We start from the raw sequence: 16,879 nt of genomic DNA, 5'->3' as shown, positions 1-16,879 counted from the left end.
GCCCCACCAACTAGCTAATCAGACGCGGGTCCATCCATCATCGGCAGCATATTCAGAGGCCGCCTTTCCTTATACGTTGATGCCAACCTATAAGCGTATCCGGTATTAGCCCTCGTTTCCAAGGGTTGTCCCGGTTTGTTGGGTAGGTTACCCACGCGTTACTCACCCGTCCGCCACTAAGATCCTTCTAAGTAAACTTAGAATTCTCTCCGTTCGACTTGCATGTGTTAAGCACGCCGCCAGCGTTCGTCCTGAGCCAGGATCAAACTCTCCAAAAAAGTTATTTCAACTTCCTTAAAGAAGATGATGACTTGCTCATGATTCCATGATTCTTTTGAAACTCTTCCGAGTTTCTCTCATTGGCTGTCCTTGTTGTTTAGTTTTCAAAGACCAAAGAGTTTCATTTTAACGCTCTCTCTTTATGCTGTCAACAACTTTTTCTTGAAGCAACAGGTTTGAGAGGTATTTAGAAGCGCTGTTCTTGAACGCTTTGTTATAATACCACTTCTTCCTTAACTATGTCAACACTTTTATTACTTTTATTACTTTTCTTTCATTTTATCCAATATAAGACTCCCACTTCCACAAGTGAGAGTGGTTCCCCTACCTTGCTTCAGTGGAGGTAGAGTCTATCCTTCAGCACGATAGCATTTGTTACGGGCTAGGCGCTTTCGGCAAAAGTGTCTACAGAACACTTTCGCCACCAAAGCCCTGATGTTCAGCTTTAGCTGAACGAGCTCACAATCTTGGTTTAAAGGCGGGCCGTACTTGTCATAACCGATACACGTATTTCACTTATGATTCTGCTAACTGTATTCTATTGCTTTAGTCAAGGTAGCCGTGGCCAACAGTATTTGTTCATCAGTCGGTTCAACGGTTACGATATACTTCTGGATCATTCCAGCAACAAACTTGACCGGCCTTAGACGAAATTTGCGAAAACTCCGGTTATAAATCTCGTAACTAATTGCTAAAGCTATCATTATTAGCGGCAATGCTAAATTTGTAAAGGACAGCAAGATGGCAATCGGAATTGCAAGAACAGCCAAATTAGTTCCGCAATGTTCACTAATTCGACTAGCTCCTCGCACAGATTTTAATGAAAGTTCGCCACAGCTTACATAAATATTATAGGCTTTATGTTCTGCTCCATGGAACTGCCACATCCGTCTCAAGGAAACCATCAAGATAAGAAAAACAATACAATAAGCTGCAATACTTTTCCAAGTCGAGTCAAAATCTAAAAAATTAGTTACCGGAAAGAACCAATCCCATGGTATGGTAAGAAATAAAATAACACCAAGGAATAGCTTTATATCTAATTTTAGCAAGGAAGAAATACCGCGTAAGAAGGGAACTTTATCCATCAGCATAAAAATACGAATCCCAGGTACTCGACGTACACGTATGGAAATCATTCCTTTTGACAATCTTCCGCGAACAACATGCGTATTTGTGGCAAAAGTGATTCCATTTAGATGCGCCCGACCTCCTATAACCCCCAAAATCTCACCCTCATTTATAAATCTCAGTGTGTTCAGAGAACTACTAAGATGATTTACATAGAATTAGCCAGAGCTATACTTTTTTAAGACTTCTGTCCATAATGTAGGATCTTCAATGCCTAATCGCCAAATGGCGACACCGTGCAACTGGCTTTTTTGAGCAAGTCCAAGTTTTGCAGTGAGGCTGCGAACATCTTCTAAATAAACCTCATGACGTACATTGCCAATTGTATAGGCAAAATGCGGAACCTGTTGATACTTGTCGTACAAAATATTTACATTTAGTTTTTTAGCCAAACTAATGGCCTTATCATATGTTAAATAACTAGGAATAGTTGGTCTGTTAGAAGCCCAATCACTGGCATATACCGGTAATCCCATTATAATTTTTTCATTGGGTATTTTGCCAATTGCAAAATCGACTACCCTGTTAACCCATCCTTGAGAGGCAATCGGGCCTTGAGTTGTTCCTATACCATGTTCTTCGTAGGTCATGAGGACAACTTGATCAGCTGCTCGACCAATTGTAGCATAGTCAAATGCCCCTGACCATAAATCGTTTGGATTATCTTGATATTTAGCAGGAATTGAGACATTAAGTATCTTATTTTTAGCTTTAAGGGAAGTATGTAACTCATCTAGAAATGCCGAGTAATTTTTCCGATCAGCAGCTAGAATCTTTTCAATATCAATGGCTATTCCGTCCCAATTATCTTTGGTGGTAAGGAGAACAAGATTATTTATGAATTTCAAGCGATTTGCTTTATTCGCCAAAACTTGATGGGCTAATTGGGAATTAAAGCCATTAGCATCCAAATTATGAATTAAAGCATAGACTTTCGCTCCGCCTTTTTGTGCTCTTTCTTTGAGATTTAAATTGACATTGCCTGCAGGTTTAACTATACCTGATCCATCAAAGGTATACCAAAAAAATGCTACTTCGTCGAGATTATTAATCTCTTTAACCAATGATTCTTTTGCTCGCTGCGAATCCGTATAAAAGCCTAAAACCACATGGTTACTTGAATTTGACGTCTCTTGACGTGAAGCTTCAGCCTTAGGAGGTTGGTCCTTTCTAACGCCTGAGGATGATGATATTTGAGGCACATTCTTCGAGCCTGCGCAACCAATGAGTGTCTGACAGAGAATCAAAATACTTATGATTATTAAAGTCAGGTACCTTTTCATCTGTTCGCTCCTTTGTCATATTTCGGTATCTGACTTTATCTTTCCCTGTCTCCAATTTCATATGTAATTATTCGAGAAACTAAGATAAGAGGATATTTAGAAGCAGCTGAACGAGTTCACTGATGTTAAAAAGCTCTCTCAGGGAGAAGTTTCATATCTGTCGATAAGAGAAGGGGAATTTATATAATGACGCTGTCTCTGTCCTGATTTTATAGTTCCGGCATAGCAGTATGCACAGTCATAAAGACATGTATCGTAAATTCCTATGTCTTTACTTGAAATACAACCACATTCCTGACGTTGATATTTGTCTTTTATACTACTTAACGTAAGGCCAAATACACGTCGGATATATTGATCATCAATACATTTTCCCGGTAAGATATTATAGGGTTCCAAGTCAACAGTTTCTCCACAGCTGAATATTTCCATTCCATTATCCCGGGCGATCTTTGAGAAGGCTATCATCAATTCACCGATTTTGAAATAATTTAATTCGTTACTTGAGATGACATTTATATTTTGCTCCTTAAGCTTCTTGAATTTGTATATCGCTTTCCGATATTCATCGACAAGACTAATTACGACTCTCTTTGTTTTTCCTTTGAGTAAGGCGGCGATTTGGGTAAATTGCTTTAAATGATAATTATAATCGGTAATATTGCTGATAAGAATAGGATCATACCTCCAAATTACTTTTTCCGCCCCAATCATCGAAGCCAACTGTGAAAATGTCTCTACAGAAGTTTTTAATTGAGGAATATTAGGCTCAAGCTGAGGAGGGTATCCATTAACGGTATATTGAAAATAATATTTAAATCCTCTTGCATCCAATTCGGCTATATGCTCCATTAAAGGACGAGGATTTTTAGTCCAAAATACAATCACATCAACATCTTGAGGCAGTAAAGATACCCTGCTTACTTGACGGCAATTAAAAGGATTAAACACTGTGCAATATCCATTTCGAATCTTATGCAAGAACCACTGTGAGTAAAATGCCGGAATATCTGTCCTTCGGCTAGCACTGATAATAATAGTCATCACTCCTATCCTAAAAGCTGTAGATGACCGAAGATTATTTTTCCTGAGGTAATAGCCAATAATATGGTATTATTGATTGCAAAGATTCTCTTGGCTTAATGGTTCTTCCTAATCTAGCAACAATATTCATTCTTTTAACTTTTAAATATTTATTACGGATTGGAACTGGTGATATGAAAAGGTATTTATCCTACACGATAACTGATGTTCATCAAGGCCTTACAGTTGAGGCTTATTTAAAACAAGTTCTTAACTATTCCGGTAGAACAATTCAGAAATTAACCCGGAAAAAGGGAATTTTATTGAATAAAAAAAACGCCTTTCTAAAAAAGAACGTTAACTCAGGGGACGTCTTGAAAATTCTCTCCCTTGAAGATACAAACTTCGGAGTAGAACCGGAGCAAGGCCCAATCGAAATATTGTATGAAGACAACTATTTAATCGTCTTGAATAAACCCTCCGGCCTGTTGGTTCATCCAACTGGGCAAACTTCTCATGGTACCTTAAGCAACTATCTCGCTTATCATTATCAGCAACATGGAGCAATTTGCACTGTTCGCCCAATACATCGCTTAGATCGAGATACCTCAGGGTGTGTCCTTTTTGCCAAAGATAGACGTACCCAAGCATACTTAGATAAGTTTCTAAAAGAAGGGGAAATCAAACGAACTTACCATGCCGTAGTAATGGGAAATATTGATCCTTCAAATGGTACAATCAACCTGCCAATTGGTTCTCATCCTGCCAAGCCAAACCGACGGGTTGTAACGGAAGCCGGAGATCCCGCAATTACCCATTATCATGAGATTTGCACCTCTTCAGGAGTCTCTCTTTTAGAACTCATACTTGAAACTGGCAGAACCCATCAAATAAGGGTTCATCTGAGCCACTTAGGTCACCCAATTGTCGGGGACAGAATGTATGGAAAACGTTCAGACCTCATATCCGGACAAGCATTACACGCCATTTCGTTATCCTTCCTCCATCCTTTTGAACAGCGGGTTATCTCCCTGGAAGCTCCTTATTCTTCGAGTTATTTGCGAGTCCTTGAAGCTTATGCTTTAAGGTCGGAACAACAATAATCATTAACCCATTTAGGTTAAATCTTCGCAAAAAATCTGTTTTCCATTTTATAAATATGCCTGCTAAGTTTTCCGGTAATGTAATTTATCCGCATTCCATATTTATAAATATTTTGATCTTTTATAATCCATAAAATTATGGCCGAAACTGATTTATATATTTCGTCCTCTAAAGTAATATCAAATTCAAGAAAAGCACCTTCTTTAAATTCTACTTCGGTCGTAATACACAAGCCCTCTCTGGAAACATTGACAACCTTTAATTCTAAAGGTAATTCGTAAACAGTTATTTTTCCTTCACAGATACATTTTGAACAATAAATTTCCGTACTGTACGGCAGCCTCGAACTATTGCGCAACTCAGGTTTAACAGACATTATCGAAAAACTCCCCTACACTTGATCACATTAAAAGGCAGACTTCTCTCTAAAGTACTCCATTTATACTTTGATCTATACTTGAGTATTTGCTGAATGGTCTCTCAGTTGCCTTCTCTTCCATTACCATTATACCGAAAATAAGCGAGCTGGGATACTCTGTTTACTCTGTTAGTCCAGAGTATTCCTGAAATAGAATCACTTAGAGCGAGACACCCGCCATCATAGGCGGGTGTCTTAATTTCCCTGACATCAGTTCTCTTAAAGCCTTTCCTGAGGATTATTGGTAGCGCTCGTTGGAACTTTCTTCTTATCACTATCTGAATTGAGTCGATTATCATTCAAATTAGCAGCATGAGTTCTCGATTTATCTGTTTTCTTATTTCCCATTAATATATTTCCCCTTTCCGCATCTAAATCTTGCGTGATTTAGGGTTCCCTATTTGACAAACATGATACACATCAAAGCAACAATTATCTTAGAAATCTTAATTAGCGGCTGCTTTTTGCAAAAGTCTTTGCTCTATGAACATGAAAACTTGCAGAGTATCCTGTGTACTTGGAATAAATTTTTTAAGCCGTTCAAAATATTGTTTACGTTGAGCGGTTTTCAAAGCAATCGAGAATGTTAGATCCAAAAGCCAGGACAATCGAACCAACTTAATATCTATGGGATATTTTACAATCGAATAGGAAATTTGTTTTCCACTTAAAATGCCTTCAATGATTTCTAAAGAATATCGTTGATCTTCATGGTCTTTCTCTACAGCTAGATATGGGGTTTTCCCCGGATTCTCGTAAAAATTAATAATCTGGTCGAAAATATCTAATTTGTCAGCATCTCGTATCATTTGGCAAAACTTCAAAGTAGTTCCGCAAATATTCCCCTGAATTACTCGACGATTATGATTGAATATGGATTTATTAATAATTTCTATTTCCGATTCATTAACTCTATCAGTTAATATGTGTTCCCGTTCTAAAATAGACACACCCAAAATCGCATGGTCTTCACTTAAATGATCCTTAAACGTATGATATTTCGCATATTGTTCAAAACGACCGACATCATGAAAAAGTCCAATCACTTCAGCTAACTTCATTTGATCTGTATCAAGCCGAAGATCTGCTCCTATCATTAACATATTGTCCCTGACTCTTTGGGAATGACCTTTTTTATATTGAAGATTAGCTTGGATTTCTAAGTCACTTGAAGTATAGCGATTTGTAAAGTTTTCAAACCAGGATGTTAAATACAAGACATCACTTTGAGTCATCGCAAAAAACTCCTTTAATCACTCTATTTGAATTTTTAAAGCCTTTAACTTCAATTTATCCAGTTTTTAAGACCCCCACTTCTTGTAAGTGGGGGTAGAGTCCTCCTTCGCCGCTAAGTATTCCTATTGGGAAAGGCGGCTCGACAATAATCTCCACTGGACATTATTGTATCTGAAGCCCCGATGTTCAGCTTTAGCGTAAGCGAGTTCACTTGTATCTTCGTATGACTTAATTTTTTCTTAGTTGCTCCCGAATCTGCAAATCTTTTTGCGGTCCAACCCATTTAATCGCCCACTTTTGCAACTCGTTAAACACAGGGATAAGATCTTCGCCTTTAGGACTTAATCTATATTCAATACGGACTGGCATTTCCGGATAAACCTCTCGGCAAATAATTCCTTCACTCTCTAATTCCTTTAAACGTTCCGTCAACACTTTTCCGCTGACATTCGATATTATTTCTGTCAGATCTTTGAAGCGTTTCGGACCTGTTTGTAAAACTCGAATGATTAATCCTGTCCACCGTTTCCCGATTAATTCAAAGGCAGATTCAAATTTTGGACAAAGATGATAATCTTCCATGGTAGGGTACCCTCCGTTTCTGCTCTGATTATTAGTTTAGCACATTCACTTACTTGACGGTAGTCATTGATTTATAGTATTATACTTACATAAGGTAACCGTGTCCCTTCCATATAAAACTTCTTACCTTATAAGAACCTTGACAAATTATAATAAGCAGGTGAGGTGCAAATCTGGATTAATCTACCGCTTAAATAAGAAATGATTCAAATAAAATGCAGGCATATTAAAAGAGAAATGAAAATTATAAAATGAGGAGTTGATCGTCCCATGATTACTGGAGATATGTCAATCACTGAAATTGTTGAAAAGTACCCTAAAACTGCGGATATACTTCTAAGTTATGGTATGCATTGTTTTGGATGCATGGCCGCACGTTTCGAAAACCTTGAACAAGGTGCCTTAGCCCACGGCATAGATGTTCCCCGTTTACTCAAAGACCTTAACGAAGCGATTAAAAATTGAAAACTTTTCTTATTGTTGCTTAGGAATTAAAAATCAAAAGAGCCTTCCACTATAGCCGGAAGGCTCTTTTGCCTTTTCATAACACTATCTTTGTTTTAAGCTCCAATAAGCATATCCTTTTTTAATATATGTTCGAGCACCCAGTCGAAGACGAAGGTTAGAATTTCTCGAATATGCTTGTCCTGGTCTCTGTCTAGACTTTCGAGGTCTACTCCTTCGATTTTTTGAATAAAATCGTCATGTTCTACTTTTTGGCTAAAATATCTTGGGTACTTTAGCTCAATCATGTAATCTTCTTCCGCTTGAAAATGATATTTTGTATAATCTTTTAATTCTTGGATAATGCTAACAATTCTGTCATACTTGTCAACATATAGATAATTTTCGAGTAAATCATATATTTTATTTCCTATCTCAAAGAGATGTCTATGTTGCTCATCAATTTGTTCTACTCCGATAGAATACTCCTCTTTCCATTCCAGCACTTGAACTCAAACCTTTCTTAAACTAATTCTTAGATTGAAGAATGTTTTTATACCTAATTATACCATAAAGTGCTTTAAGTCACATTATTATTACAAATTATTTAGTTAAAAAAATACCGGCTAATGCCGGCTAAAATGACAACAAATGCTGAAATTCTCTCAATCATTTCTCAAGGTAATATAGAAGGACTCGAATTGTTCTTTTTCTCCGCCCGCTTCTTCATCTTCTCCTTGTTTTTGGGACTTTTATCCCCCACTTCAAACACCTCCCATCCTACATTTACCATAGTATTACTATTACAACCATTTTCCATACATCATGCAGGTGTTCTCGATAGTAGAGCATAGGAACAATTACCCATTTGACTTATCCTTCCTACAAGTGTAATCTTACTCTAGACTACATCTGTAGGAAGGAGCCTCAATGATGAACTATGCTGCATGTAAAATATCCGAAGCAGAATGGCAAGTTATGAAAGTACTCTGGGAAAAATCCCCGTTAACCGCAACTCAAATTATCGGCTGCCTGAAATCGGAGACGCAATGGAACCCGAAAACCATTCACACCTTAATCACTCGTTTAGTAAAAAAAGAAGCCCTTGGTGTAAATAAAGAAGCAAGTTTATTTCAATACTATCCCTTAGTTTCTAAAGAAGATTGCATGCTCGAAGAAACAAAGTCTTTTCTCCATAAAGTTTACGACGGTTCAATCCATCTACTGGTTGCAAACTTCGTCAAAAATGAGCGCTTATCTCCTCAAGAAATTGAAAACCTTCGCAAACTGCTTGATGAAAAAACCGATTAAGAGATGGGAGTGAGAACGTGCCTATAGCTGAACTTTTTCATTTACTTGTCACCTTGTCGCTGAGCGGAAGTATTATGGCTTTAGGTCTATTGTTCATCAAGTTTTTATTCAGGCAAAAGCTAAATGCTAACGTCCATTATTTACTCTGGTTTGTTTTAGTTCTAAGGCTTATTGTACCTTTCTCACCTCAAAGCTCTCTAAGTATCTTAAATTATATTCCCCACTCCACATCAACATCTAATTTAAGCCAAACATTTAGACAAACGATTCACACACTCGCACCGCCGCTGAACGAGAACAATTCCCTCCCTAAATCTTCATTAACAATTCCATTGACTAGTGATAATAACGTGAATTCGACGACTTCTTCGCCGGGCAAAACAGTAGCTGCCATTTCGCCTCCAGCTTATCTGTGGCTAACCGGTGCTGCCCTCATATTCATATATATCTTTATGGTAAATGGATCGTTATTAGCCAAAATCAAAAAACTACCTGCCTGCGAGAATCAAGAGCTCCTCAACATTCTTGAAGAATGCAAAACACGCCTCAAAATAACATCGAAAGTAACGGTTGTTTATGATACTAGTTTTAAGTCACCGGCGCTTTTCGGCTGGAGAAAACCCAAAATTATTATATCTCAGCACATTATTGATAAATTATCTCCTGAAGAACTAAACTTTGTCTTTTTACATGAACTGAGTCATCTAAAAAGACGTGACCTCTTTGTCAATACCTTTGTTACTTTGCTTCAAATTGTTTACTGGTTTAACCCTCTTATTTGGTACGCACTGCATCAAATGAAACGGGATTGCGAAATTGCTTGTGATGCCACTGCTCTTGCCGCTATTAGACCAGAGGAACATAAAAAATATGCCCAAACAATTATTGAACTGATTCAACTCCTGTCTGAGCCATTCTGGATTCCTGGTACGATTGGATTTGTCAATAAATTCAACACAAGGAGGATTATCATGATTTCGTCATTTAGAAAAAGCAGCCTAAAATGGACCGTTGCCGCTCTGACCATGACACTTATCGTAGGATGTTCAAGCTTGACCACACCCTTAAAGCCAACGGGAAATACTCAAAATCAAAGCGCTGCCTCTTCAACGAACAATCAGCAAAATACCAGTACTGAAACTCAAACTCAAACTTCAACTCCGACTCCGAGTACTTCAACACCATCTGCTTCTTCGCAAACCACTCCTTCTCTTAATGCCGATTCGTCAAGTAAGATCCTATTGCTCAATATGATGCAGTTGGCACGCCAAGGCAAAATCCTTAATAGTGATTTCCCTGTAAAAACCACAACCATTGAAGATATAGAGAAAGCATTGGGCCCCGCTGACTCAACAAATTATGTAGGTGCTGCTAAAGGGCGCTACGCGACCTTCACAAGTCATAAACTTGTTTTTGGCATTAACAAAGGTGAGCAAATTTTTGAGGCAAGATCCTTTGACAGTCGATTATCAAGTCTATCTCTCAATAGTGTCAAAGCAGTTTTAGGAACACCCGCCTATGATACAAACTACAATAACCAAGAAATTATCGGCTATACAGCTAGTTCTGATTTCAAAATTGAAATGGTATTTCCGCAGCCTACAGCAAGCAACCCTAACCCCAAAATGGATCACTATTCTGTTCTTTATCCACGAGGAACTGTAAACTATATGGCCGATGACCCCGGCAGGCAGTGGTAATATAAGGTATTATGATATCAAAAAATACTCAACAGAGGCTAATGCTAAACGAACTGAATGGTTCGCAAGCATTGGCCTCTTATTTTTATTCAACCTCTTTGCTTTCTTCCACCTGCTCAAATTCACTGGCGTAATTCAAGCCCCATTTACAGAGGGTATCAAGAATGGGCAGAAGACTTTTTCCTGCATTCGTAAGGGAATATTCAACTTTTGGAGGTATTTGAGTATAAATAAATCTCTTGACTAATCCACAGTCTTCCAATTCCCTAAGCTGCTGCGTCAACATTTTGGGTGTAATATTAGGTAATATTTTTCTCATTTCATTATATCTTAAGGTTTTATCGCCCAAATGCCAAAGTATTAATGATTTCCATTTCCCCCCAATAAGTGCCAGCGTCAATTCCATAGAACATTGATACTCACTATTCTTGAACTTAATCATATTTCAAACTCCCCTTTAGTAATTACTTCTGACCTTAGCTTGACTTCATTTAAGCCTGTTTCACATTAACAAAACTGATAGATCAAGTTAAGTATATAATTAGATACTATAGCACATAAAAGTACGTACTTGTTAAGTAAATGCATATTGTTTATTATTATACCAGTCACGATTTCAAAAATATAGAATGGGAGCGTTAGATTATGAAAGTTGTTGCATTTAATGGCAGCCCTCGAGTTAATGGCAATACTGCACAAAGCCTTAAAATGGTCTTGGCTGAATTAGAGAAAGAGGGAATCGAGACTGAAATCGTTCAATTAGGGGGACGTAAGGTCTTTGGCTGCCTGGCTTGCGGCCAATGTGGAAAAAACAAAGATAATCGCTGTGCCCGTAAGGACGATGAGATGAATACATTCATCGAAAAAATAGAGCAGGCAGATGGGATAATTATTGGTTCACCCACCTACTTTAGTAATGTGAGTACAGAAGTAAAAGCTCTAATCGACCGCTGCGGATATGTTGCGAAAGCCAATGGAGGGTCATTGTTAAGAGGAAAAGTCGGAACTGCAGTGGTTTCCGTCCGCAGAGCAGGATCTACCTTTACATACTCTGCCATTAACTTCTTTTTCGGTATAGCCGAAATGGTTATCTGTTCTTCTAGCTACTGGAATATGACGTTATCCTGTGATCCTGGTGATGTCCAAAAAGACGCTGAAGGGATTCAGACTTTCCAAGTTCTTGGTCAGAATATGGCAAAGCTTTTAAAGCAAGTTCGTTAATGTGTTAGGGGGACGGTCCTGATAACACGCTGATAACTGATAGCTTGCACTTCAAAAAATATGTCAAAGGAAATGGCTGTCCCTCTGCTTACCACGAAGGGGCTGTGTTGAAACTTTGTTTCTCACAGCCCCTCAATAGGTTTCGAATGGGGAAGGCTAAACTGACTGACCGTCTATCCTAAGACGACAGTCAGTTTTCTCATGTTATGGGCAATACAATGTAATCCCCACTCCAGCTTGACCTTTTCCAATCCCTTTAGGATAAATCGTCGCACACCAAAATTGCCTTTGATATCTCCAAAGACACTTTCCACCTCTATAGGTCTTAAGCTACGCATTTTTATCCCATATTCGCTGGTCAGATTAGCCCTTGCCTCTGCTTTTAGTTCATTGCCTTTAGGGTTAATGTTGATCTGCTTCTTAAAATTCGCATTATTACTTTGCTTAATACAACGTTTGCGGTAGGGACAATCTTGACAATCATCACTTTGATAGACTCGGATTGTACTTTGATAGCCCCTTTTGCTTTTCTGAGTTTTTATGTGCTTGAACCTTAGAACCCTCCCAAACCCGCACGTGTATTCATCCTTCTCCTTATCATAGAGCCAATTCTGAACCAGCGTCGGATCGGATTTCCACTTGGCCGTTGCTTCCTTATGAAAGGTATTATATTTTACATAGTTCCCAAGGTTCTTTTGAGTCAGATATTCGTAATTCTCTTCACTGCCATATCCCGCATCGGCAACAATGTTGGCAGGGAGTTTCCCCCCTAAGTTTTTCTTCAATTCTTCCAGATGTTCTTTCATGCAATTGGTATCGCCTGCTGATTGATGGATACTATATCCTACGACAAATTGATTTTCTGTTCCTATTTGGACATTGTAACCCGGCTTTAATTGCCCGTTCTTCATAGCATCTTCTTTCATTCGCATGAAGGTGGCGTCTGTATCCGTTTTCGAATAACTGTTGCGCTCTGCCAGCAGTTCCTCTTGTTTTTCGTAGTTCTTCATACGAGGTAAGTAATCTTTCAGTAAGACTCGTTTAACTTTAATGAATTTCTTTTCCTTTGGGTTTTGGGCCAATCGTTCATCGATCTTTTTAACCGCTTCTTCTATAGCCTGGGAGTCAATCGGTTTTTCTTCTCCTAGTTCTTCCAGGTTCCGGTCCCCATACTCCTCATTTTCTTTCTGATTGGTTAGCTCCGCAAATTCAAAGAGTTCTCGGCACTTTTCCCGCAGCTTTTCTTTGTAGCGCTTGGTTGATTTTCCCCAGACCCAGCTGTACTTATTAGCATTGGCTTCTATTTTTGTCCCGTCTAAGAAATAATTTTCCAGCTTGATATAGCCTTGTTTATGTAAAAGTTCAACAGCCTCACTAAAAATCTCAACCAACACATCTTTCATACGTTCGCCCCGAAAGCTGTTGATGGTTTTAAAATCCGGACTATTTCCTCCGCACAACCACATATACATGATGTTTTCGCGGGCTGCCTTTTCTATGCGGCGGCTAGAAAACGTTTTATCAGCATAGGCATAAACGATCAGTTTGGTCATCATGACGGGATGATAACTCGAACGTCCACCTCCCGGATATTTAGCTAAAAGAGGTTCCAGATTCATTTGATCGATAGCAGAGTTTACCACTCTGACCATATGATTGGGAGGAATAAGACATTCCAAATCTATTGGTAAGCTCAGTTGATTCTGATTATACTCTTTAAAAACAACTTGGTTATGTACTTTTTTACCCGGTTTTGACAAGGAGAAAACACCTGCCTCATTCGTTCTTTCCTTGTCATAATTATACCATTTTTCTTCCGAATACGCGGAGAAACCGCCGAAATCTAATGATTTCTAGCGGTTTCTCTCGGCTGTGTTTTCACACAGCCCCTTCATTTTGGAGAAGAATTTTTACTTTGCCAGATTAGGCAATGCTTTCTTAATCATGTTAAGCACAGTAGGATCAGTGATTTCTACGTTTTTAGTCTTTGGATTGACTTTTGTAGCAGACTCGGGAACAGCAGTAAAGCTGTGATCAGGGGTTATGTGGCCGTGTGGATCAGACTTGTTATCCCACATAATCGTGTTGACGTCGTAATTTTTACCAGCATGGCAAGTGGCGCAAATTTCATTTGGATTGGCATTCCTTAATAATCCGCCCTTGGCGTCTGGAGCGTGTGGTATGTGACAAGTCAGGCATCCGTTGATCATACCGGTCGTGTTATGCTTACTGAAAGTATAGTCACGTGTACCATAGTGGTTTGTTGTAATGATAGCCCCAGGTGTAGCTCCCGGAGTGGTATCCTTCGTCGGATCGCTCTTATGACACTTCAGGCAAGTTTGAGATGTTGGCAGCGGCATTGTCGCTTTCCTCTGATCGTCCGAAGTAGCTGCAATATGTGCACTACCGGGACCATGACATGATTCGCAGGTAATCGTTAAATCTGGTGAACCGGCTTTCCCCATGCCGGGGCTATGGCATTCGAGGCAACTGTAATCTTCAGCAGACCAGTTCTGAGTTCCTTTAACTAAACCAGCACTTTGGATCTTATACGTTCCGTCCGAGTTTTTCGTAACGCGTCCAACTCGATAGAACTGCTTGGCAAAACCAGCGGTTTTTGGAATTTCAGCAATTACATAAGTATCCATTTGTACTCCTAGGGCTTTGCTTAGATCAATTGAGGCAGATTTTGCATCATTGGCCGCACCATCATAAACGGTAACTGTCCCATACGTTTTGTCGAATTTGTAGGCCGACAGTGGTTTAAAAGACTGATGATGAGGCGTCTTATCATAATTTCCTTTTTTATGACATGATTGACAAGTTTGTTCGCCCACATAAGTTAAATTGGTACTCGCTGTCTGTGTTACATTGGGTGTCGAAGTTTGCGGCGTTGTTGGTGCAGGTGTCTGGGTATTGCAAGCTGCTACGAGAGTGATAATGACTAATGTCAAAATAGATAAAACAAGAATTTTAAGCCGACGCACTAAAAATTACCTCCTTCACTGGTTCCTTAAACATCCATAGTTTACCGAAAAAAGATTCTTTTATACTCCATTAAAACGAACGATTACTTCATTTACTATTACATATTTTTCGAGAATTTTTGCAACAATAAGAACCGAATGAAGTAGTAAATGTTAGACAAAAATGTTTCAAAAAGGGAGTGATGACGATGGCACCGAACGAAGGGCAACCCGCTAAAGCCAACAAGGCCCAAAGAACTGTGCTTATTGGATTACTTGTACTTGTAGTATTACTCGTTGGAGCATATGCAGGGATGCATTATACCTCTCGTCCACAATTCTGTACTTCCTGCCATGAAATCGCCCCCCAAGTTGCTTCTTGGGAAAAAGGGCCTCATAAAAGTGTAGAGTGCCTGAGTTGTCATGCTGCACCAGGAAATCTAGGCTACATAGTTCGTAAAGTAAGTAGTTACAAAGAACTGTATCTCCATTTTACTCATCAGGTTCCGTCTCAAATCCAATGGACCCCCCATATCGATGCATGCTTATATTGTCATAGCGGAAAAGATAGCGCATACCCAAATGCAAAAAACATAACCCTAGCCCCCGGTTCTGCACCGAATGCCCCGCCAATCAGCCACCAACCCATGATTTCGGGTAATGTTAACTGTATATCGTGTCATGGAAATGTAGGTCATGCAACACCATCAGGCTCAACACCTTCTACTCCATCTCAATAATTGAAACTATAAAATCCCTCAGGTCCTTTTTACTCGGACCTGAGGGATTCTTATTTGGGAGGATATATAAATGAATACCTATAAAACCCAAATATAAAAGCCTTCTTGTTATCTCCAGAAGGCTTTTGCCTGTATTTGGTTATTCCGTTAATAAATGAAATCATTAGTGAAAGAGATCATTAGTGCTATACTATCTATTATATTATTTAGTCATCTATCTATTATTTAGCTACCTGTCTATTATTTAGCTACCTGTCTATTATTTACTTCCCTTTTACTTGGCATTAAGTCCCAATTTATTATTATCATCTAATTCATTATAATCTTTACTTAATATTTCTGATAGTAATTCGCGATCATGAAGCAAATCAGTTAAGCGGCGTTCATCTTTTGTCTGCGTTGAATGAGCATTGGTCAAAATGCTTAGAGGACGATAAACTGGGGCATCCTGAATTTTCAAGGTTTTAAAAATTCTTTGATCATAATCTTTGCGAACGGTCAAGGACGAAATGATTGTAATACCTAATCCTGCGGCAACGACTTGTTTGATAGCCTGAGTACTTCCCAACTCCATAGTGATATTTAACTGCGCAGGATCGAGCCCTCTCTCTTTAATGGCATTTTCCATGACTTTCCGTGTCCCAGAACCAACCTCTCTGGCTACCAACCGCTCATAAGGCAGTTCTGAGAGAGCAATACTTTTTCTTGTTGCCCAGGGGTGAAAATATGGTAAAACGACAACCAGTTCATCTTCCCAAAAGCTCTCCACATTAAGATCCTTATGATGCGGAGCTGGTCCTTCAATTAAGCCAATATGAATTTTCTTTTCCAAAACATCTTGAGTTATAGAGCCGGTATTCGCAATTTTTACTTTAAAATCAACTCCAGGGTGAGCTCTAAACAAAAAGGCTAAAATATTGGGAAGAATATATTCTCCAATCGTTAAAGTTGCGCCAAGAGTAATGAGCCTTCTTTGGTCTTTAGCCAAAGCACAAATCTGTTCCCTGGCATTTGCTAAGATCCCTAAGACACTCCGTACATGTTTATAAAACACTTCACCTTCTTTAGTTAAGGTAACGCCTTTATTAGTTCGATCAAAAAAACGAGCTCCATAATGGTTTTCTAAATTTTGAATCTGCAAACTAATACTAGGCTGACTCATATGAAGGTTTTTAGAGGACAAAGTTATATTTTTTGTTTCGGCCACTTCTTTAAATACAAGAAAGTGTTGTTCCATGGTGCAGTATCTCCCTTCATGATCCCCTGAGTTCATTATATCAATTCATTTCGCTGAACTTCTTATTTTTCCTTCCCTCAATCCCGAAATATTAGGGTGAATTATCTTTAAACGTTAAAAAGAGACAATCAAAACCTAAGTTTAGACTGTCTCTTTTGAGATCCTTCGGCAAGTGAATAAATGGCGAAGACTTTCTATTTTTTG

Annotated in this window: 18 protein-coding genes and 1 rRNA gene; 6 read left to right on the top strand and 13 right to left on the bottom strand. The window is 38.8% G+C overall.

Translation table 11 applies throughout. The features are described from left to right. The 4 genes from DEAC_RS23905 to DEAC_RS13190 all read right to left on the bottom strand — a co-directional run. A 16S ribosomal RNA gene (locus tag DEAC_RS23905) occupies positions 1-278 on the bottom strand; the annotation flags it as partial. A gap of 528 nt (positions 279-806) precedes the next feature. Next, positions 807-1,505 carry a DUF1385 domain-containing protein gene (locus DEAC_RS13200; protein WP_047810516.1) on the bottom strand — a complete coding sequence of 233 codons (699 nt, stop codon included), beginning with the start codon at positions 1,503-1,505 and terminating at the stop codon, positions 807-809. Between the two features lie 63 nt (positions 1,506-1,568). After that, a complete protein-coding gene (locus DEAC_RS13195; protein WP_047810515.1) occupies positions 1,569-2,693 on the bottom strand; it encodes a glycosyl hydrolase family 18 protein in 1,125 nt (374 codons plus the stop codon). Positions 2,694-2,831: 138 nt separating this feature from the next. Then, a complete protein-coding gene (locus tag DEAC_RS13190; RefSeq protein WP_282434455.1) occupies positions 2,832-3,737 on the bottom strand; it encodes a DUF1848 domain-containing protein in 906 nt (301 codons plus the stop codon). A gap of 173 nt (positions 3,738-3,910) precedes the next feature. On the opposite strand from DEAC_RS13190, the gene DEAC_RS13185 reads away from it, so the two are divergent. Then, positions 3,911-4,819: an RluA family pseudouridine synthase gene (locus DEAC_RS13185; RefSeq protein ID WP_047810546.1), complete on the top strand. Its 909-nt coding sequence runs from the start codon at positions 3,911-3,913 to the stop codon at positions 4,817-4,819. Positions 4,820-4,836: 17 nt separating this feature from the next. Here DEAC_RS13185 and DEAC_RS13180 read toward each other — a convergent pair whose 3' ends face one another. From DEAC_RS13180 to DEAC_RS13170, 4 genes are all read right to left on the bottom strand, one after another. Further along, positions 4,837-5,196 carry a PilZ domain-containing protein gene (locus DEAC_RS13180; RefSeq protein ID WP_047810514.1) on the bottom strand — a complete coding sequence of 120 codons (360 nt, stop codon included), beginning with the start codon at positions 5,194-5,196 and terminating at the stop codon, positions 4,837-4,839. A 261-nt stretch (positions 5,197-5,457) separates the two neighbouring features. Continuing rightward, on the bottom strand, positions 5,458-5,586 hold the full coding sequence (locus DEAC_RS24580; protein WP_282433346.1) for a hypothetical protein: 129 nt from the start codon (positions 5,584-5,586) through the stop codon (positions 5,458-5,460). A 98-nt stretch (positions 5,587-5,684) separates the two neighbouring features. Beyond that, positions 5,685-6,473, bottom strand: coding sequence for an HD domain-containing protein (locus tag DEAC_RS13175; RefSeq protein ID WP_047810513.1), 789 nt, complete (start codon positions 6,471-6,473; stop codon positions 5,685-5,687). Between the two features lie 229 nt (positions 6,474-6,702). Further along, complete coding sequence (locus DEAC_RS13170; protein ID WP_047810512.1) at positions 6,703-7,056, bottom strand: winged helix-turn-helix transcriptional regulator; 354 nt, start codon at positions 7,054-7,056, stop codon at positions 6,703-6,705. A gap of 270 nt (positions 7,057-7,326) precedes the next feature. Here DEAC_RS13170 and DEAC_RS13165 point away from each other — a divergent pair, with 270 nt between their 5' ends. After that, complete coding sequence (locus DEAC_RS13165; protein ID WP_047810511.1) at positions 7,327-7,521, top strand: DUF1858 domain-containing protein; 195 nt, start codon at positions 7,327-7,329, stop codon at positions 7,519-7,521. Positions 7,522-7,616: 95 nt separating this feature from the next. Here DEAC_RS13165 and DEAC_RS13160 read toward each other — a convergent pair whose 3' ends face one another. Continuing rightward, positions 7,617-8,006 carry a bacteriohemerythrin gene (locus DEAC_RS13160; RefSeq protein WP_047810510.1) on the bottom strand — a complete coding sequence of 130 codons (390 nt, stop codon included), beginning with the start codon at positions 8,004-8,006 and terminating at the stop codon, positions 7,617-7,619. Between the two features lie 427 nt (positions 8,007-8,433). Between DEAC_RS13160 and DEAC_RS13155 the strand changes: the two genes are divergently transcribed. Both DEAC_RS13155 and DEAC_RS22295 read left to right on the top strand, forming a co-directional pair. Further along, positions 8,434-8,811: a BlaI/MecI/CopY family transcriptional regulator gene (locus tag DEAC_RS13155; RefSeq protein WP_047810545.1), complete on the top strand. Its 378-nt coding sequence runs from the start codon at positions 8,434-8,436 to the stop codon at positions 8,809-8,811. A 74-nt stretch (positions 8,812-8,885) separates the two neighbouring features. After that, complete coding sequence (locus tag DEAC_RS22295; RefSeq protein WP_053006433.1) at positions 8,886-10,511, top strand: M56 family metallopeptidase; 1,626 nt, start codon at positions 8,886-8,888, stop codon at positions 10,509-10,511. 85 nt (positions 10,512-10,596) lie between these two features. On the opposite strand, the gene DEAC_RS13145 is transcribed toward DEAC_RS22295, so the two are convergent. Continuing rightward, the gene (locus DEAC_RS13145; RefSeq protein ID WP_047810509.1) at positions 10,597-10,953 is read right to left on the bottom strand and encodes a winged helix-turn-helix transcriptional regulator; all 357 of its coding nucleotides are present in this window, start codon (positions 10,951-10,953) and stop codon (positions 10,597-10,599) included. Positions 10,954-11,156: 203 nt separating this feature from the next. Here DEAC_RS13145 and DEAC_RS13140 point away from each other — a divergent pair, with 203 nt between their 5' ends. Next, on the top strand, positions 11,157-11,732 hold the full coding sequence (locus DEAC_RS13140) for a flavodoxin family protein (protein WP_047810508.1): 576 nt from the start codon (positions 11,157-11,159) through the stop codon (positions 11,730-11,732). A 173-nt stretch (positions 11,733-11,905) separates the two neighbouring features. On the opposite strand, the gene DEAC_RS13135 is transcribed toward DEAC_RS13140, so the two are convergent. Next, the gene (locus DEAC_RS13135; RefSeq protein ID WP_047810407.1) at positions 11,906-13,492 is read right to left on the bottom strand and encodes an IS1182 family transposase; all 1,587 of its coding nucleotides are present in this window, start codon (positions 13,490-13,492) and stop codon (positions 11,906-11,908) included. 150 nt (positions 13,493-13,642) lie between these two features. Further along, positions 13,643-14,719 (bottom strand): cytochrome c3 family protein, encoded by a 1,077-nt coding sequence (locus DEAC_RS13130; protein ID WP_047810507.1) that lies wholly within the window; start codon positions 14,717-14,719, stop codon positions 13,643-13,645. Positions 14,720-14,907: 188 nt separating this feature from the next. Between DEAC_RS13130 and DEAC_RS13125 the strand changes: the two genes are divergently transcribed. Next, positions 14,908-15,438 (top strand): cytochrome c3 family protein, encoded by a 531-nt coding sequence (locus tag DEAC_RS13125; RefSeq protein WP_047810506.1) that lies wholly within the window; start codon positions 14,908-14,910, stop codon positions 15,436-15,438. Positions 15,439-15,712: 274 nt separating this feature from the next. Here the strand turns inward: DEAC_RS13125 and DEAC_RS13120 are convergent, their stop codons facing one another. After that, positions 15,713-16,675 (bottom strand): LysR family transcriptional regulator, encoded by a 963-nt coding sequence (locus DEAC_RS13120; protein WP_047810505.1) that lies wholly within the window; start codon positions 16,673-16,675, stop codon positions 15,713-15,715. Positions 16,676-16,879: the final 204 nt, after the last annotated feature.

The organism is Desulfosporosinus acididurans (assembly GCF_001029285.1).
In the GTDB taxonomy this organism is placed as follows: Bacteria; Bacillota; Desulfitobacteriia; order Desulfitobacteriales; family Desulfitobacteriaceae; genus Desulfosporosinus; species Desulfosporosinus acididurans.
The sequence above is the reverse complement of the archived record's forward strand: the minus strand, read 5'-3'. Positions and strand labels throughout refer to the sequence as shown.